Source organism: Gemmatimonadota bacterium, assembly GCA_026705765.1.
Taxonomy (GTDB): domain Bacteria; phylum Latescibacterota; class UBA2968; order UBA2968; family UBA2968; genus VXRD01.
The window spans coordinates 1-19,072 of sequence record JAPPAB010000163.1 but is presented as its reverse complement, the minus strand read 5'-3'; the positions used below and the strand labels follow the sequence as shown (position 1 = coordinate 19,072).

The window sequence follows — 19,072 nt, the reverse complement described above, 5'->3', positions numbered from 1 at the left end:
GAGTTGTATTTCAATGGCTTACGAGTTTGCTGAAATTGAAAAAAAATGGCGTCAACGCTGGGAAGATACGGGTTTGTACCGCAGTGAAATCGATCCTGGCAGCCCCAAGCACTATGCTTTGACGATGTTGCCTTATACTTCGGGCGATCTCCACATTGGTCACTGGTATGCGATCGCTCCCTCTGATGTTCGAGCGCGATATATGCGGATGAAGGGGCATAATGTGTTGTTTCCAATCGGTTTTGATGCTTTTGGATTGCCCGCTGAAAACGCTGCGATCCAACGGGGCATTCACCCGGCCAAATGGACGCTGGACAATGTGGATCGCATGCGCGGACAATTGAAAACAATGGGTGCAATGTTTGACTGGACGCGCGAAGCGATCACCTGTTTGCCCGAATACTACAAATGGACGCAGTGGTTATTCCTCAAATTTTACGCCAATGGCCTGGCTTATCGAGAGAAAGCTCCTGTTGATTGGTGTCCACAGTGCAATACGACCCTGGCTCGAGAACAGGTTTGGGGGGAGGACAGGCACTGTGAGCGGTGTGATACACCGGTGATTAAAAAGGACCTGGACCAATGGCTATTTCGGATTACCCGATATGCTGAGGAGTTACTCAATTTTTCAGAAATTGTATGGCCCAACCGCGTGCAGACCATGCAGGAGAATTGGATTGGACGAAGTGAAGGCGTTGAATTTGAAATGCGCGTCAAAAATTCAGAGTCATCATTTCGCGCGTTCACAACGCGCCCAGATACCATTTTTGGCATGTCATTTGCTGTTTTAGCCCCCGAACATCCATTGGTCGATGAGATAACCGCACCAGAGCAACGGGAAGCTGTTAAAGCATACTGCGAAAAAACCAGCCGTCAGTCGGAGATCGAGCGGCTTTCTGCGGATAAAGAACAGGATGGGGTTTTCATCGGTGCTTATGCGATTAATCCCATGAACAATGCCGATGTGCCAATTTACATCGCCGATTATGTGTTGCTCCAATATGGTACAGGGGCCATTATGGCTGTGCCTGCACATGATGAACGCGATTTTGATTTTGCAAAAAAGTATGGGTTGTCCATTCCCGTTGTGATTGCCCCAGATGATTGGGATGGTGAAGCTCTTAGCCAGCCATATATCGGTGCGGGACGTATGGTAAATTCGGGACAATTCGATGGTATGTCCTCACAAGATGGAAAAGATGCAGTGGCCGATGATCTGGAATCACGGGACATTGGTGAAAGAAAAATCAATTATCGCCTTCACGATTGGTTGATTTCTCGCCAGCGTTATTGGGGGTGCCCCATACCGATTATTTACTGTCACACATGTGGAACGGTTCCCGTGCCAGAGTGCGACCTACCCGTAATGCTGCCCGATGATGCGGAGTTTTTGCCAACGGGTGAATCTCCTCTAAAATATCACGAAGGATTTCTAAACACGACCTGTCCCAAATGTGGTGTTTCAGCGCAGCGAGAGACGGATACGATGGACACGTTTATGTGTTCTTCATGGTATCAATATCGCTATTTAAGCCCGCATTATGATGCGGGGCCTTTTGAACCTCACGAGGGTGAATACTGGTTGCCTGTTGATCAATATACAGGGGGTATAGAACACGCGACCATGCATTTGCTTTACACGCGATTCTTCACCAAGGCCATGCGCGATATGGACCTCGTCAGTGATGATGAACCGATGACGCGCTTGTTTAATCAGGGCATTATTCTGGGTGAAGATCAAGAAAAAATGAGCAAGTCGCGAGGCAATTTTGTGAATCCCGACGAACTGATTGAGCAGTATGGAACAGATTGTATTCGGGCTTATTTGATGTTTTTGAGTCGATGGGAACAGGGAGGTCCCTGGAATTCATCGAGCCTGGAAGGGCTCCCGAGATTCTTAAATCGGGTGTGGCGTCTCGTTGTTGAAAATGGCACTCCTGCAAAGGGAGACCCAGCGCAAGAAGCCCAGGATAATTTGCGGCGCTTAACACATCAGACCATTCGCAAGGTGTCTGAAGATTTTGAAACCTTTGGGTTTAATACGGCACTTGCTGCGCTCATGACGTTTAGCAATGGTTTGTCGGCTGCTCAAAATACGCCTGTTGTACATACGAGCGCCTGGCAAGAAGCGATTGAGACGCTTGTCTTGCTCCTGGCGCCCATAACGCCGCATCTCTCCGAAGAGCTTTGGTCGCGCATTGGGGGAGAGTACAGCGTTCATCAACAGAATTGGCCCAAATGGGACGAAAATCTCGCTCGACCAGCAACGATAGAGATGCCGGTTCAGGTCAATGGCAAAGTCCGTGCGCGCATGGAAGTAGAGGTTGATTCTGGGCAGGAAGAGATTGAAAGTCTGGCTTTGGAACAGCCGAATGTGCAAGCGCATGTCCAGGATCAAAAGCCGAAAAAAATAATCGTCATTCCCAATCGGCTGGTCAATATTGTGGTGTAACTGACGTTACATAACGAATGTGCAAAAAAAGAGACGGGTAAAAACCCGTCTCTTTTTTAATATTTATTTTTTATAGATTTACCGCTTAAAAAATGGCCTGGGAACAATTCGTGCCCTGAGAGTGCGATTTCGGATTGCAATCGCGAGTTCTGTTCCAATTTCCGAATAGTTGGGGGGGACATAACCCATTGCGATATTCTTTTTTAGATAGGGCGCGGCTGTACCACTGGTGACTTCACCTATGGAATTTCCCGAAGAGTCCAGGATTTCGTAACCGTGGCGAGGGATGCCGCGGTCGATCATTTCAAGCATAACAAGTGTTTTCCGCAGGCCATCCGTGCGCTGTTTCTCAAGCGCTTCTGCTCCTGAGAATCCGCCCACCTGCGAGACGAACCGATCCAGCCCGGCTTCTAATGGTGTTGTTGCTTCGTTGAGTTCCTGCCCGTAGAGGGGGAGAGAGGCTTCGATGCGGAGTGTATCCCGCGCGCCCAATCCTGCAGGTGATACATCGGGTGATGCGATGAGGGTATTCCAGATCGCCGTTGCATCTTCTGTTCGTGTAAATATCTCAAAACCATTCATTCCTTCGCCAGTATATCCCGTGCGGGCAATGTGAACGGGTATTCCTGCGAGTTCTGCTTTTCGAATGCGAAAAAAACCGATTTCAGAGAGATTCCGATTTGCGATAGGGGAGAGTATAGCTTCTGATTTTGGCCCTTGAAGCGCGAGAAGGGCAAATTCTTCACTGCGATTGGTTACCTGAACATTGTCACAGGATTTTGCGACTGTCTGGACATGTTTCCAGTCTTTATCGACATTTGCGGCATTTACGACGATCAGATAGGTTGTTTTGCCAGAGCGGTAAACGATAATGTCGTCAATTGCGCCGCCATTTTTGTTGAGAAACAGAGAATACTGTCCGCGCCCAATGCCAATGCGGTCTATGTCATTGGCAGTTAGAAATTGGACCAGCTTTTTTGCTCCTTTGCCGTTAAATTCAAATTCTCCCATGTGCGAGACGTCAAAAAGTCCAGCTTTTGATCGCACCGCTTGATGTTCCGCGACGATCCCTTCGTATTGTACCGGCATTTCCCAGCCGCCAAATGGAACCATTCGCGCGTTTGTTTTGTGGTGTATTTCGTTTAGTGGGGTTTTTTTTAAGGTTTCCAATTATTTCCTCCTCTTTTTTTGTCGAAAATTTTAGTTTTTCCTTTCCTGGTCCTTCAGGGCATTTATTTTTTAAAAATCCGTGTTAAAATGCGTCCGTTTTTGAAAAATAACAAAAATTCGTTATTTGTGCGCTATTTTTCGTTATTTTACTCCTTGACGATATGGAAAAAAATTACTAATTTAATAGAAAATAATTATAAATAAATTGGAATAAAAAGGAGGATAAAAATGGAAAATTATGGAATTTCCGAAGCTGCAAAAATTCTTAAAGTTACTGATAAAACAATAAGAAATTATATAAATAGAGGTTTTTTAAAGCCTGAAAAATGGAATGGGACCTGGCGGATATCCAGAGATGAGGTGCAGGAAATATTTAGGAAAAAGTTTGGAAAAGAAATGAGAGAAAATCCGATCGATATAAGCCATAATCCCGATCAAATTCTCGTCGAAAAATCCGAATTTGAAGCCCAACAACAGCAATTGGGAAAATTGGCAGCGATCGAAACCGTTGAAAGAGAACTGAGAGCGGAAATTCGCAGTATAAACGAAAGAAATGCGCAATTAGAGGCGTCATCTGCCTCTGGATGGACGGAAGCACGGGCGTTGAAAGAAGAACTGGAAAAAACGCGGGAAGAGCTAAATATGGTAAAAGAACAGGAAAAAAAAGCAGAACAAGACGCAAATTGGCTGCGCAGACAACAAGAAGAAGTGGAAATAACCGCTCAGAAAAGCGCTGAAACGATTCAGAAACTGCGCGAAGAGAACCAGCGGCTGTCAGATCTGTTATATCAACGCGCTCTTGGACTTGCACACGCGGATGTGAGAGACCAGCACCACAAACACCAGTAAAATGAAATAATAGGTATCCACATCAAGCCTTGATACAGGGATGGGCATTATACAGCAGTTTCAGGTTGGTTTTTGCATTAAGTTTACATAATGTATCTTATACCGTAATTTTTACTGTTATTTTTTTACGAGTCTTATCATCTGTAAATCAGGCCAATTTTGGTCTATTTGGGAACCTCAAGACTTTTTCCTAAAAAATAAAACCCTGAGGAGCGTTTTTCTGCTTCCCAGGGTTTTATTTATGGTATTATGCCAAATTCAAAGATTTGCGCTAATCTATCTCAATACCCATCATGCTCAATTGACCGCGTGCAAATCTTGTGACGGACGACTCATCGTATTCTTTGACGATCTTTTGATACGCCTCACTCGCTTGCTGAGGCATTTTTCCGAGTTCGTAACATCTGCCGGCTTCTTTCAGAGCTATCGGCGCAAATGGTGATCTGGGGTGCGCTTCGGCAAAGGATGCGAACTGTTGACCTGCTTCGGCGAATTTTTCTTCGCTTTCAAGACATGACGCCAAACCCGACCAGGCACCGTAACCCAATGGTCCGTCTGTTGGATATTCATCCACATATTGCTGAAAATATGTGCGGGCCTCTGCGATACGCCCTTCTTCATAATGCAAATTGGCCAGCGCCATTAATGCTTCGCCCGCTTCGGCTTCGCCTGCATAGGTTTCCATTACTTCTTGAGATGAGGCAATCGCATCTTCTACACGCCCTTCATAAAGTGCGATATAAACGTCTCCGAGGGCTGTTCGAGCCGCCTCTGCGCGTTGGGTTTGTCCGCGATAAAAAAACAGGACAATCAACGCAGCGACAATGGCAATCCCAAATCCCGTGAGGATTCTGATATAATTCGCTTCAATCTGGCCCCACACCCTGAGAAACCAGACCAGTATGTCTTCTTGTTGCGGTTGCGGTGACTGCATAGAGGTTCTCCTCCCCTGCCCTATTATGAGATGTTAAAGTTCTGCGGTGTAAAGTATATAAATCGCGCATTTTAGGCAAGATAAAGAAAAAACCGTTCTCTCAGAGCGGTTTTTTTTAGAGTAATCACAGCAGCTTTTCGCGCTCTATCATTCGTCTCAAAGCCAGAAAAATAAATAATATACTCAGAATCGCAATACCCGCGCGGTTTAAGACCACGCGATTTATCCACAGGCTGGCATCTAAATCTGAAGGTGGGTCAAATGGCTTGAGAAAAAGGTAATACGATGTATCCTCAAATGTCTCGGTAGAAAGCAATATCGCAATCAAAAGCCCAACGGCGAGCATGCCAGCAGCATTGCCACTGCGACACAAGACGGAAAACAAAAATGTGGCTCCCACGATAAAAAAGGCGGGGATACAGGCATTCAAGCCGCCCAGAATATAGGGAAACTCCGCGAAAAAATAGTAGGAAATTGTACTCATTGCCATCAGCGTGACAAATAGCGCCGCACAGATCGACAGAATTCTCACGGCCCACGTCGCGTAGTGGCTGATCGCTGTGCTGAACAGAATTTCAAGCGTATCCTTATCCCTCTCCCCCGACACCAGATCCATCGTCAGGTAAATTGCAAGCACTGTGCCCGGCACTTCAACCAATACATGGAGGGCTTGCTCGACTGAAAGCCCTTCACCTGGACGCCAGATTGCAATCGCGTACAAAATCGCGTAATACGCGACAATCCCGCCAAACATAAAAATCATTTTGCGGTGAAACACGATTCTCATGCTCAGGCTGTGTAATTTGCCTACGAAAAAGAGCAACTCACGCCATGTTAGACTGTTTGTATTCATCGCCATGTCGCAAAAGATAAAGGTACGCATCTTCGAGGGTGGGCGCAACAGCACGCGCTTCTGGGATGGGATCAGTTGCGAGAAAACGCACCCGAATCCCATCGGGCACGCGCACATGTGTAATCATATCCAGATCGCGTTCCAGTGCTTCAAAGCGCGGATCAGGCAGCAGAGCCTCCCACACCTTATCGCGCGCCAAATCGCGCATTTCAATCGGGGTTCCCGTGTAGAGCACCTTACCGTGATTCAGCACAGCCAATCGGTTACAACTGCCCGCAATATCTTCGACAATATGTGTGGAAAAAATAATGATTTTTTCCTGGCTAAATCGCGCCAACAGATTTCTGAATCGGATCCGCTCAAGAGGATCCAATCCCGCTGTCGGCTCATCCACTACGATAATCTGCGGCAAGTGCAACAGGGTTTGTGCAATGCCCACGCGCTGTTTCATACCGCCAGAGAACGACCCTATCGAATCGTCGCGCCTATCCCATAGATTGACCTGTTCCAGACATTCCTGAACGCGCTTGCGTCGTACTACCCCATCCTTAAATCCCTCTAAAAGCGCGCGATACTCCAGATAATTATACGCAGACATGTGCAGATACAGGCCAAAGCGCTGCGGCAAATATCCAATTACCCCCTGCATATTCCGATGTGTAAGCGGTATTTTTCCATTGGCGAGCACCGACCCATAATTTGACGACAAGACCCGACACACTATCCGCATCAACGTAGTCTTGCCCGCGCCATTGGGACCCAAAAGCCCAAACATGCCACGCGGAATATCGAGACTTACACCTCCGAGAGCCTGGAATTGTGGGCGCGGAACGCCAATCAGGGGAATGGCTGCAGCGCCGCGGTACACGAGACCTTTAACAGGGCCTAATTTGCCCGGTATATGCTCGGGATCAACGCGACCTCGTGCAACGCGATTTGCCAAAAATCCGATAATGCGATAGAGCAAGTAGATCGCAGAAGTGGCGATGGTCAAAGATATAAGTTCCAGACGCCAATGGATAAAGGCGATAAAGACCAGCGGCAAAATCAATCGGGCAATTTGTGATAACCACCTGTTCACAATCTGGTAATCGCGCAAAGCTGCCGCGCATAGTATGAGATGATGTACCAGGCCCCATATAGCAAGTCCTGTCAAAAATATCCAGGATCCCTGTTCAAAATAGGTTTCCAAATAGATTAAAAGTGCCAGAAGTGGTAACTTCCACCACAAACTGTCCTTAATCGCCTTTTTATCTACCAATACCTGCCCGCGCTCTAAAAGGCGCTGATGACGCCGCTTAAAGCGATCCCATTCGCGCTTAAACTGCCCCGGCGCGCCGTAAATTTTGGTCAGATTGCGAATTTCGAGATGTTCAATATTGCCGATCTCAGAAAGAGAAGCCATACGCGCGCGATAAATGCGTTGCACAATCCAGACCACACCCATACACAACATCCACGCCGGCAATGCCAAAAGACAGGTCCAGAACAAACTCTGGTAATAATCGTCAACCCAATACGTCAATCCCGCGGCTGCTGTCGTCCCTAATACGATGCCGAACCACCCAATATCCGTTAGCCAGGCTTTGGTCTGATCAATTCCCATATACACCACGGGAATAAATACGAGGGTGGAAACTGTTGAAACCGCCAGGCCTCCGATTACCACAATCGCAAAGGGCGGCCAAATTTCGTAATCGCCGCCAAATATGAGTGCCAGGGGCAACATGCCCAAAATGGTGGTTGCCGAAGTCATTAAAACAGGACGCACGCGCGAGCGGCTCGCCGTGAGTACCGCGCGTTCTCGCCTGAACCCGCGGCGGCGAAGGGTTTCAATCGCATCGATCAGCACGATCCCATTGTTGACGGCAATACCGCTTAAAACAATAAGCCCCAACAGTGCCATTGGCGCTTCTTGCGAGGTCAATCCCGTACCCGATAAGATCAGTGCCAGGCACGATCCAATAATTGCTGCGGGCAACGTACACAGAATAATCAAAGGCGCGGAAAGCGATTCAAACAAAGAGGCCAAAATCATAAAAATCAACAGCGCGGCAATGCCCATCATCCAGTAATAGATCGTCTCTTCCTCTGCCTCGATCATTTCGATGCTATACCCTTCGGGCAACACCATTTCGGAAACCACAGCTTGCACATAAGCGCGAGAGGCTTCCAGCAGAGGCTGAGATTGCAAAATTTCTTCTGCGAAGTTATAGGACACAATTATGCGCCGCGATTGATCGGTGCGCAAAATCATGCTCCTGCCCTGATCTCGGCGAACATGCGAAACTTCCACAAGGGGAATGTACGTCCCCCCTGAACCCAGTATCGGCGTTTGTCTCAACCCCGCAATACCCTCCCCCTCTTCTTCGGGGTCTTCGACATTGCGAATATCAATCGGGATTTCAGTGCCTTCGGGTGTGAGAAATGAAATATTGGATCGCGCACCGCGCGGATTGGCGTCGGATACGGCATTGAGCACCTGGCGCACCTGCAATCGCCGATCAAACATTACTTCTTCATCGGGCAAAACATGCACTTCAGATGCGCCGCGTTCTGCATCGGCTCTTACGCTATTGGGATCGATTTCCTCCAATTCTTCGAGGCGATAGACCAGATCGTCTGCAAGCATTTGAAGCACCGTAAAATCATAGCCGCGAATCACAGCCATTTCCGAAGGAGTGCCCCCTTCCAGATTGAATCCGCCCGAAGCCCGACCGGCACCCCGAATACCTCCACCTCCCCCACCTCCCCCCCGGCCTCCCCCACCTCCCCTGCCTGTGCGCGCGATGGCCTCATAACTCACAATCGCGTTTTGGACATCTTCGAAGGACTCTTCGAGATTCTCTTTGATGAGATCGACAGAAATTTGATCGGGGCGTTCGGATAAGGGCAAAAGCTCCACATTGATACTCGCCTGGGTTTCGCTGATACTGGTCGTAAAGCGATCTACACCTTTGAGATCTCGCACAGCACTTTCAATTTCGCCAACAACAGCATCGAGGGCTTCGATAGTCGTGCCTTCAGGCATGCTGATATAGACGGTAAAACGGCTTTCTTCGCGACGGATATCCTGTTGCAGCATAAAGAAAAAAGAAATGATCAGCGTGATGACAAGCGCACCGACAATACCCAGTGACACGCTGATTCTGTGGCGCAAGCCCGCTTTGAGGCACACGGTGTACATCTCGATCAACACGCCTGTTCCTATTGGCGGTTGCGATGCGAGGGAGAGGGTTTTTGATGCCAGAGCGGGTACGAGTGTGAGGGCTACGAGAAGAGAGGCAAGCAGAGGAAAGGCGATGGACAGCGCGAATTCTCTCAGGATATCTTGAAAGTCGCTTTGAATAAAAACTACGGGTATAAAAACAGTAATTGTAGTCGCGGTTGCCGCAACAACGGCGCGTGCGACCTCATCGGTCCCTGCTTTTGCGGCTTCTTTGGGAGGTTTGCCCTGTTCAAAATGCTTGAAAATATTTTCCATGACCACAATGCCATTGTCCATCAACATGCCAACTGCAAGCGCGAGGCCGCACATCGAGAGCACGTTCAAACTGAGATCCCACATATACATCAGGTTGAATGTAAGCAGCAAAGAACACGGAATGGCGAGGAGCAAAACAGCGACAAAGCGCAGATTTCTCAAAAACAAGAACAAAACGAAAAGCCCGAGCAATCCCCCGACAACAGCGGCCCGTTTGAGGAAATTGAGGGCTTCGTTCATAATCTCTGCCTGATTCTGGCTGATCACGAGCTGGATATTTTCATAGGCGAGGTCTCGGTTGACGCGTTCGATGGTGTCTTCGAGTTCTCCTGCAAGTTCAATCAGATTGGCTTCATCGTCTTTTTGAATGCGAATGCCAACGGCGGCTTTGCCATTGATGCGCTGCAGATCTGTGCGCTCCTGAAGTCCGTAGCGAATTGTGGCAATATCGCCAAGGTGCAGGGGCAATTCTGGCTTGATAACGACTCTGCGAATTTGCACGAGGTCTGTAAACTGGCCCTTAATGCTGACTGCATAAGCCTGATCGCCGTCGTACACTCGCCCGAGATATTGCCGCCGCGTATTAAAAGCATTGATGCGATTGCGAACATCAGACATCGAAAGCTGGTGCGCTTGCAGCATCAATGGATCGACAATAATTTCAATGGCTGTTCTTTGTCCGCCCAGGACCTGCGCGTTGACAACGCCATCGACCGCTTCCAATTCCGGTCTGATTTTCTCCTCGGAAAATTCTCTCAACCAGTTTATATCGCCTTCGCCCAACACGTGAATTTGCATCACCGTGGCACTCAGATCAGAGGCATCAAAGCGCTGTATGTTGACCCGCGTTCTTTCGGGCAAAACCGATTGCAGGCGCGTGATGCGACTCTCGAGTTGTAGCAGGGCGAATTTCATATCCGTATTGGGCGCGTAAGAAATGCGTACCCCGCCACTGTTCTGGCGCGAAAAGGATTCATACGCTTCAATACCTTCGAGTTTGCCTACTTCCCGCTCGACGGGCATAACCAATTCTCGCTCGACCTGTTCGGGCGAATAGCCCTGCTGAGTAAGCGCGACAAAAACCTCTGGGTAAACGAGTTCGGGAAAGATCTGAACGGGCAACCGATCCAGTGAAATCGCACCTAAGATAGCCAGACCCAAAAAGAACATGGCCGTGGTCACGGGCCGCCGAACGGCAATACCGGCAAGTGTCACGTGGATTTCCTCCGGAGGCGATCAATCAGTTCATACATGGTAGGTATCACGAGTAAGGTCATCAATGTCGATGTCACCAATCCGGCAATGACGGCTATAGCCATAGGCGCGCGCAATTTTGCCCCCTCGCCAAAGCCGAGTGCCATGGGCAGCAGGGCGAGAATAGTCGTCGCACTCGTCATCATAATGGGACGCAAGCGGTCCTGCCCGCCCTGTAGAATCGCTTCTCGCAACGTCAGGCCAGCTTGCCTGAGTTGATTAATGCGATCCACGAGAATGATCGCATCGTTGACCGCAATACCACCCAGCATAATAATGCCGATATAAGCCATCACACTGAGCGGTTCGCCCAAAAAATAGAATCCAAATATTACGCCGACGCCGGCTAGTGGAACGGAAAACATGACGGTAAACGGATGGAGCGTGGATTCAAACAGCGATGCCATAACCATATAGACCAGCACAATTGAAAGCAGGAGTGCGAATTTGAGACTTTCAAATGACGCTGCGCGCTCGCGCTCTTCCCCGCCAATTTCAACGCGATACCCCGACGGCACAACCATTTCCTGCATGATGGCGCGTACGTCGGCAACGGCTTCACTTAAAATACGCCCTTCTGTGAGATACCCCGTAATGCGCCCCACGCGCCGCTGATCTTCTCGCAAAATTTCGCGGGGACCTTCAATAATATTGAGTTCGGCAATATCCCCCAATGTCAGGATTGCGCCGTCTGATCCCTCAATTTGCATGGTGTGGAGTTCGCGCAGATCGACATCTCGATATTTTACCCGGATATCCCTTGTGCGCTGATCTTTTGACAGTTCGCCAGCAACTTCTCCCGACAGTTGTCTTTCCAGTGTGCGGCTGATGGTCTGCGTGGTCAATCCGAATGCCGCCGCTACCTCATCGCGAATCGCCAGATCGATTTCTGGCTGCCCGCCCTGAAAACTCGTGCGCACATTGTACACCGAAGGAAGACCCTCGATCCGCGTCTGGAGCTCTTTGGTGATGCGTGCCAAAATATCGAGATTTTCTCCAGACACTTCGACCTGAATGGGTGCTTCTTGCCCGCCCATCACGCCTTCGAGTGCGGTTTCGTGCAGCTTGTATTTCACTTCGATATCGGGCATGGCACTCAAAATAGGATCCAGGTCGCGCACCAATTCGCTCACGCTGCGCGACCGCTGTGTGTGCAATGCTACCGATAGGGTCGCGCGGTTGGGCCCCGTCGGTTCGCCTCCGCTCGATACCAGAGCGGGATTGAGGCCGGTCAGCGCGTACACATGCGCCACATCGCTTCCGCCAACGCTTTCGACAATCTCTTTGGCGTGCAGGGCGACCTGATCGCTCAGTTCCACACGCGAGCCTTCGGGCAAAGTGAGGTCAATTTGAAACAATCCCTGATCCTCGCGTGGGATAAATTCGGTCTGCAACTCGCGGGCGATATATCCCGTTCCACCCAGAATGAGCAGCACGACGACAAGCATGATGGGTTTGTGGTTTAAAATACCATTGAGAAACCGATAGTATTTGTCCGACCGAACAGTCGTTTTGTGCGTCGTATTCAACCGTCTAAAAATGCGTGACGTCAGCATCGGAATCGTCGTCATTGCCACAACCAGTGAAGACAGCAGCGAAAATGCAACGGTCCACGCCTGATCCACAAAGAGTTTGCCCGCCAGCCCCTGCAAATAGACAATGGGCAAAAAAACAGCCACGGTCGTCAGCGTTGACGCCAGAATTGCCACGCCAACTTCAGATGCGCCGCGGCTCGATGCCGTGCGCGCATCCTCGCCGCTTTCCAGGTGACGATAAATATTCTCAATAACCACAATGGCATTGTCAACAAGCATGCCCGCGCCCAGAGCCAACCCACCCAGTGTCATAATATTCAGGGTCAAACCCTCAAAGTACATAAGCGTGAATGTCGCCAATACGGAAATGGGAATCGCCAACCCAATTACCAGTGTCACCGTCCAACTCCGCAACGCGATCAAAAGCACAAAAATCGCCAAAATCGCCCCGTGGATGGCAGATGTTTCGACTTCGCCTATGGCATCTTCGACAAATCGCGCCTGGTTTTCGACGGTTGTGAACTGCATGCCGCTCAGGTCTGCTTCGATATCATCTATCGCATCCAATACTATATTGACCACGGCGACTGTATTGCTGCCGGCTTCTTTGTAAATGGCGAGGCCAACGCATTCCCGTCCGTCGAGGCGCACGATGGTTTCTCGCTCTTGATATTCCAGGTCAACCGTGCCCACGTTGTGCACGCGCACCGGAACGCGATCGCCAGAAACTGTGCCCCCTCCTCCGCGCCTTTCTCCCACGATGACTTCCCGCACATCGTTTATGTCATCTAAACGACCGAGGGCTTTGACCAGATACGACTGCTGATTTTCTCTGAGCGTACCTCCGGATACATCGGCATTTGCCTGTGCGATGCGATTGATGACCGCATCGGATGAAAGTCCAAACGCTTCGAGCAAATAGGGGTCGAGTGTAACGCGCACTTCCTTTTCTGCCCCCCCTTCCACCTCGGCAGACGCCACGCCATCGAGGGCTTCCAATTTGGGTTTGATCAACAATTCTACCGTACCCATCAATGCGTCGAGTTCGGTGTTTTCGTCGGCTGTAATCGCAATGCGCATCACCGCAAGCGCGAGCGGGTCTTCTCGCGTCACATCCAGTTGCGTCACATCTTCATTTGCCGCATAGCGCCCCACTCTTTTTTGCACGTCGAGCAACCCATAATCCATGTCCGCATCCCAGGCAAATTCCGCAATGACCACGGCTTGCCCCGAGCGGGTAATCGAATATACGCGCTTGACGCCGTTAATCGTGCTCACATCGCGCTCGAGACGGCGCGTATAGCTTTCTTCGATCTCGACAGGCGATTTGCCCGGTGCTGTCAGGTCTATGGTGACGACAGGCGTCTGAAGATCCGGCAAGAGATCAGTGCCCAAACCGTCCAGCGATATCCATCCGAGCAACACCACAGCGAGGGTCGCCATGGCAATTGTCACGGGATATCGCGTTGAAAATTCAGGCAAATTCATCGTCTATCTCCCGTGACCCGCACCCGGGTACGCGGCCTTAGTGTTTCGTAATTGCTCGTGATCAACTGGTCTCCCGGTTCAAGGCCAACCACAATTTCCACGCGATCGCGGTCTTCCAATCCGGTTTCGACTTCGCGTTGTTGTGCGCGGCCTTCTTCTTCAACAAAAACGACCTTCTGATTTCTCCGCCGCAAAACGAGATTGCGCGCAATAAGTACGACATTTTGCCGCGACTCCGTAACGATTTCCGCTTTGACAAACATGCCTGCTCGCAACAACAAGTCGGGATTATCGACCATACCGACGACCCGAACTGTACGCGTAACCGGATCAATAGCCGGATCCATCTCGACAATCTCGCCCTCAAAAACTTCTTCGGGCAAAGCGTAATTGCTCACGCGGATGCCCTGGCCCAATTTCACATTGATAATCTGGGCATTGGGAATTTTCAGATCCACAAATACCTGTGAATAATCCATAATTTTTGCGATTGCGGTATTCGGCGTCACCAGCGTTCCCTGTGTAATATCCGCGAGTTCCGACATTACGCCCTGAATGGGGGCTAAAAGTTTGGTCTTGTCGATTTTGATGAGGGCATCCTGATAATTGGCTTCTGCATCGGCCCAGGCTCTACGCGCACTTTCGACGTCCATTTCCGTAGCCAGTTGCCTGCTAAACAGGGTTTCCTGCTCTTTTAGTGTTCGCTTGGCTGTTTCAACCGCCAGTTTGCGAGCTTCTACCCGCGCGCCAACAACCCATTCGTCGCTGTCGAGCCTGGCTATAGTCTGCCCCCTTCTAACCTCCGAACCCTTGGCGAGCAAGCGGTTATTACGCCCTTTGCTCCAGTACAGACTCCCCCGAATCTCCGTTGTAATCTGGGCTTCGCGCACTGGCCTGAGGGTTCCTGTCGCCGTCACAATAGATTCGATTGTTCCCGTCTCTACGGATTGAACAGTGACCGGAACCGTCAGATCAACGGTGCGCTGTTCCGCCTGCTGATCACAGGCGACTATCCCACAAAGAACAATTGCCAATAGAAATTTTGAGCAAAAATCAAACTTCACGTCTATCCCTCCGTTAAATTAAAAGCCCAAAAACCCGCCGCCACCTCTATTACCACCAGGACCTCGCCTACCATCCCCGCCGCCGCGTCCTCCAGGCCCACCACCTGGTCCACCTCTGCCGCGTCCAGTAAAGGTGGGCATTTCATCTTCGTAGGCATCGGGGTTTTCCGGATCAAAAAAACGCCATCGCACGGCATCGGCATAGAGCCCCCCTCGCCCTTCTGCGCGGTCAGATAATTCGACTGCGGCTTCTTCGCCCTCGGCAAATTTGTATCGCCCCAGATAATTCCATCCCGCTTTCATCTGGTCGCGTTCTATTTCGAGCGTATCGGCTTTGCCCCCATAAAAAATAGTGAGTGTAAAGGTCGATGCAATTCGAATGCGCCTGGCCATTGCGGGATCGACAAAATAGAAACTTACATCAAACTCGCCGTCTCTGGGCATTTGCGCTGCCCAAACCGCAGGCTGTGCACCATCCCCTTGAGACTTTCTTCGATAGTTTGTCTCAAATCGTCCGAAAGCCATTGGCAGGCCCTGTTCGCGCCAGTTGCCGCCTTTGAGTCCCGGACGGAAGTAGCGCGTTGCACGCCGCACGGGCATTGAAAATCCATCGTCGTCATTATCTACAATAATTTCAAGAGGACCAGACTCTTCGCCCGTCACGTCTTTGACATAAGCGACCGGAAAACCCTCTGTGACATCTTCGGGAACGCGCACAGGGGACATCAGAGGGCGCCGATTGCGCGCAAAAAAGGGTTCGACCATCACCCTGAAGGGTTGCTCCCACAAAACCATCGACACTTCAATCTCCTGTCCACCTTCAATCTCTACGCCCTTTACGGCCTCATCGCCCCGCCCCGTCGCCGTAATTTGCACATATCCCCTGCCCGGTTCGCTATTCTTTATCCGCAGAATCAATTGATAGACCACCATACCAAAGCCGTCGTCCATCTTCAGAGCTTTGACTCTTGTGAGGGTATAGCCCGGGATTTCTGTACTGAAAATCCAGTCGTTGACAAGGCGTTGCAATTTTTGGCTCTCTTCACTTTCTGTGGTATCGCCCACAGCCGCGCGCTCAAAGGTCGAAAAATCAATGTCCTCGTATTTGTGATTGTGGTCTATGTCGTCTAAGATCGTGCGAAATGTTTCCTCACCCCAAAAAGATTCCATCATTTGAAAAAGTGCGGGTCCCTTGGCGTCGAGAACCTGGCGATAGAGACCGGCTTGCGTTTCGGGATTTAAATCGGCAAAGGACTTGCGTTGCATTTTCGCAATCAATGTGTCCCAGGCAGCACCCGATCCCCCGCCCGACCCGAAGCGACCACCGGGACCACCGGGACCACCGCGACCGCCAGGACCATCGCGACCCCCACGCCCCCTGTCGCCGCCACCACCGCGTCGTTGGCTGGAATAAAAAGCAGAAGTCATATTGGAACTCAAATCATTCTGGAGATACAGGGGCATGCCCTTTTTGAGAAGGGAATAATGTTCGCCCACAAACTGCTTGTCATAAGCCCAGAGTTGAACAACAGGGCTGCGAAATAACCCGCCGGGCTGTCCCTGTCTGCCCGAATTTCCTTCTCTGGAAAAAAAGGTCGAAAAAACCGCGCGTACCAAAAGATCCTTTTTAATATCTTTGGGTTCTCGATTGCCGCGTGAGCGCTCCTGATAACGCTTAAAATCGCGGGTAAATTGCTGCCGCATGAACACATCTTCTTCAATCATCAACACACCGGGTTGCGTCAACCCGCCCTTTTCTTCCCAGCCTTCGTAATACCATTGAACGTGGAAGGGAATTTCCACCACAGAAAGGCTGGTATAGGGGTATTTCATGCCCGATTCCTGCTCCATTGCGTCCATGATTTGCCCGAGTGCACGCAAAATCTCTTCTTCGGCACCTTCAAAAAATCGGACCGGACGCAGATGCGATGGATGGGCGTAAAGGACGCATTCGACATCGTGAATGGTCGCGTGGTAAACGCGGTATTCGCCCGCATTCAGCGACAGGACAGGCACGGGTTTTTCGACGATCCATTGGCGCGTTACCTGTGTGCCGAGCGTGTCGGTCTTGCCAGCCTGTCCCTGAGTAATGACTTCGATGCCTTGCGGATATGTTATTTGCAAGTTTGCCGTTGAAAAGGAAACCGCACGCGTATCTTCATAGCCGTAATCAACGCCTGTCACGGGATACCATCGGCTGCGCGGAGGCAAGAAGACGGAATTGTCGCGAATCCACGCCGTTAAAGATCCTTTATTAAATATTCCAAATGGCCCTTCGCGTTTGCGCAGCTTCGGTCTGGCTTTTTCCCGTTTGAGATCAAAACCATCTGTGTCAATATCGCCCGCGTATGCCAATGTCAGATCGAGCTCTCGCTCCGATTGCAGGGGGTTAGCGGGTATGACGCGGATCACGCTTCCCATACGATCCCACGTTATTGCGCCGCCATCGCCGCGCATCAGGCTCTGGATTTCAAAGCCGGGATTGAGCAAAAGAATCAGCGTATCGAGCGGTGCTTCGTGGGGGTTTTTCAATCTAATCGTGCCAGAGGCAGCAAGCGGCTCCTCTTCCAAAAGCGTCAATGCCAGATCGTAATGGGTTATTTCCGCAACGGGAATATTCGCCACAGTTTCTTGTTGCTCGATCAACGAATGGCGATATGCTTTCCGGTCTAATGCTTCTGCATCCATATAGAAGTAAAGGCCCACAGCCAGACCAAAACCGGTCAGCGCGCAGCCGCGGCCAAACCACCGCGCGACTAAGGAATGTGCAAGACGGGGATACCAATCAATCGAAAAGCCAAAAAATCCAATGCCGAGCAAGATGTAAAACAGACGCTTTAGCCCCACTTGCGTCATATCTGCCAGACCAATCAGGTCGGAATAATACAGAGGCGTAAAAAAAGCACCAAAGTCGTATATGCCGTCATATCGCCTGCCCAGGAATAACAGGACGGCCAGCAAATACCCGATCACAATCAGGGCGACTGCCGCTTGCCGTCGCAACACGGCACCCAGGAAAAATGTCACAGAAGACATAAAAATCAGGGCGGGCAGGTTCATGAGTACGAGGTAGCTGATATAGGGTTTTATTGTAAATGGATTGCCCGTCATGCTGATTTTTGCAGCCTGAATGCCCAGGGTTAGAAGCAGAACGCCCAGGCTCAAAAAGACAAGCGCACTAACAATGCCCAGATATTTACCCGCAACCAGTTCCGCTGTCGAAATGGGACGCCCGGCCACGACTTCGTAAATATGCGCCTGTTCATCCGCTGCTCTAAAATCCCCCACAATAAATGCTATGACAATGGTCTGCAGGAAACTGTACACCAAAAACGGAACATAAGAATCAATACCCACGGGCAGTTCAGCACCGTTGGCTTCTGCTATGGCAAAGCCGATGCCGAGTAAAACGGGAATACTCATGCCCAGGCCGCCCAAAATACGGAATTTTGTGGTTCTCAAGAGCATTTTGCGCTCATAACGCGCAACGCCCCATACATTGTGAAAGATAGATAGCATAGTATTAATCCTTAATTATGCTGCGATTTCGCCTGTGGTATCGCCTCCGACAAAATAGACATAGGCATCTTCGAGATTGGGCGCGACTGCTTCGGCATCAGCGGGTGGCTCGCCATCCCCTACCATACGCAAACGCATCAGGTCGCCCTCAACATTTACTGTGACTACGCGAAACACGCGCGATAGCATTTCAAAACCAGCGTCATCGACCTGTACTTCCCAGGTTTTCCCATCGGCTTTTGAAATGAGTTCTCCGGGAGAACCGCGAAAGATCAGCCGTCCGGTATCCAGGACCGCGAGATCTTCACAGGTGCTTGAAATATCGCCCACAATATGCGTGGAAATCAAAATTGCGCGATCGCTGCTCAAGCGTCCCAAAATACCTCGAAACCGTATGCGTTCTTCCGGGTCAAGTCCTACGGTGGGTTCATCGACAATGAGAAACTCTGGATTGGTCAAAATGGTCTGTG

Annotated in this window: 10 protein-coding genes; 2 read left to right on the top strand and 8 right to left on the bottom strand. The window is 50.2% G+C overall.

The window, feature by feature from the left end; all coding sequences use genetic code 11:
- Nucleotides 1–13 precede the first annotated feature (13 nt).
- On the top strand, nucleotides 14–2,452 hold the full coding sequence (leuS, locus tag OXH16_20740) for a leucine--tRNA ligase (protein ID MCY3683834.1): 2,439 nt from the start codon (nucleotides 14–16) through the stop codon (nucleotides 2,450–2,452).
- Between the two features lie 78 nt (nucleotides 2,453–2,530).
- Here leuS and gcvT read toward each other — a convergent pair whose 3' ends face one another.
- Nucleotides 2,531–3,622 (bottom strand): glycine cleavage system aminomethyltransferase GcvT, encoded by a 1,092-nt coding sequence (gcvT, locus tag OXH16_20735; protein MCY3683833.1) that lies wholly within the window; start codon nucleotides 3,620–3,622, stop codon nucleotides 2,531–2,533.
- A 228-nt stretch (nucleotides 3,623–3,850) separates the two neighbouring features.
- Here gcvT and OXH16_20730 point away from each other — a divergent pair, with 228 nt between their 5' ends.
- Nucleotides 3,851–4,471: a helix-turn-helix domain-containing protein gene (locus OXH16_20730; GenBank protein ID MCY3683832.1), complete on the top strand. Its 621-nt coding sequence runs from the start codon at nucleotides 3,851–3,853 to the stop codon at nucleotides 4,469–4,471.
- 271 nt (nucleotides 4,472–4,742) lie between these two features.
- Here OXH16_20730 and OXH16_20725 read toward each other — a convergent pair whose 3' ends face one another.
- The 7 genes from OXH16_20725 to OXH16_20695 form a co-directional block, all read right to left on the bottom strand.
- Nucleotides 4,743–5,405, bottom strand: coding sequence for a tetratricopeptide repeat protein (locus OXH16_20725; protein MCY3683831.1), 663 nt, complete (start codon nucleotides 5,403–5,405; stop codon nucleotides 4,743–4,745).
- Nucleotides 5,406–5,529: 124 nt separating this feature from the next.
- Entirely contained in the window at nucleotides 5,530–6,183 is a 654-nt protein-coding gene (locus OXH16_20720) for a hypothetical protein (protein MCY3683830.1), read from the bottom strand.
- 46 nt (nucleotides 6,184–6,229) lie between these two features.
- Nucleotides 6,230–10,957 (bottom strand): efflux RND transporter permease subunit, encoded by a 4,728-nt coding sequence (locus OXH16_20715; GenBank protein ID MCY3683829.1) that lies wholly within the window; start codon nucleotides 10,955–10,957, stop codon nucleotides 6,230–6,232.
- Nucleotides 10,954–14,019, bottom strand: a complete 3,066-nt coding sequence (locus OXH16_20710) for an efflux RND transporter permease subunit (GenBank protein ID MCY3683828.1) — start codon at nucleotides 14,017–14,019, stop codon at nucleotides 10,954–10,956. Before OXH16_20710 ends, OXH16_20715 begins: the two co-directional genes overlap by 4 nt.
- Entirely contained in the window at nucleotides 14,016–15,083 is a 1,068-nt protein-coding gene (locus OXH16_20705) for an efflux RND transporter periplasmic adaptor subunit (GenBank protein ID MCY3683827.1), read from the bottom strand. Before OXH16_20705 ends, OXH16_20710 begins: the two co-directional genes overlap by 4 nt.
- An 18-nt stretch (nucleotides 15,084–15,101) precedes the next feature.
- Nucleotides 15,102–18,602 carry a hypothetical protein gene (locus OXH16_20700; GenBank protein MCY3683826.1) on the bottom strand — a complete coding sequence of 1,167 codons (3,501 nt, stop codon included), beginning with the start codon at nucleotides 18,600–18,602 and terminating at the stop codon, nucleotides 15,102–15,104.
- A gap of 15 nt (nucleotides 18,603–18,617) precedes the next feature.
- Nucleotides 18,618–19,072: ABC transporter ATP-binding protein (locus OXH16_20695; GenBank protein MCY3683825.1), on the bottom strand; the 455-nt coding region annotated here is incomplete at its 5' end.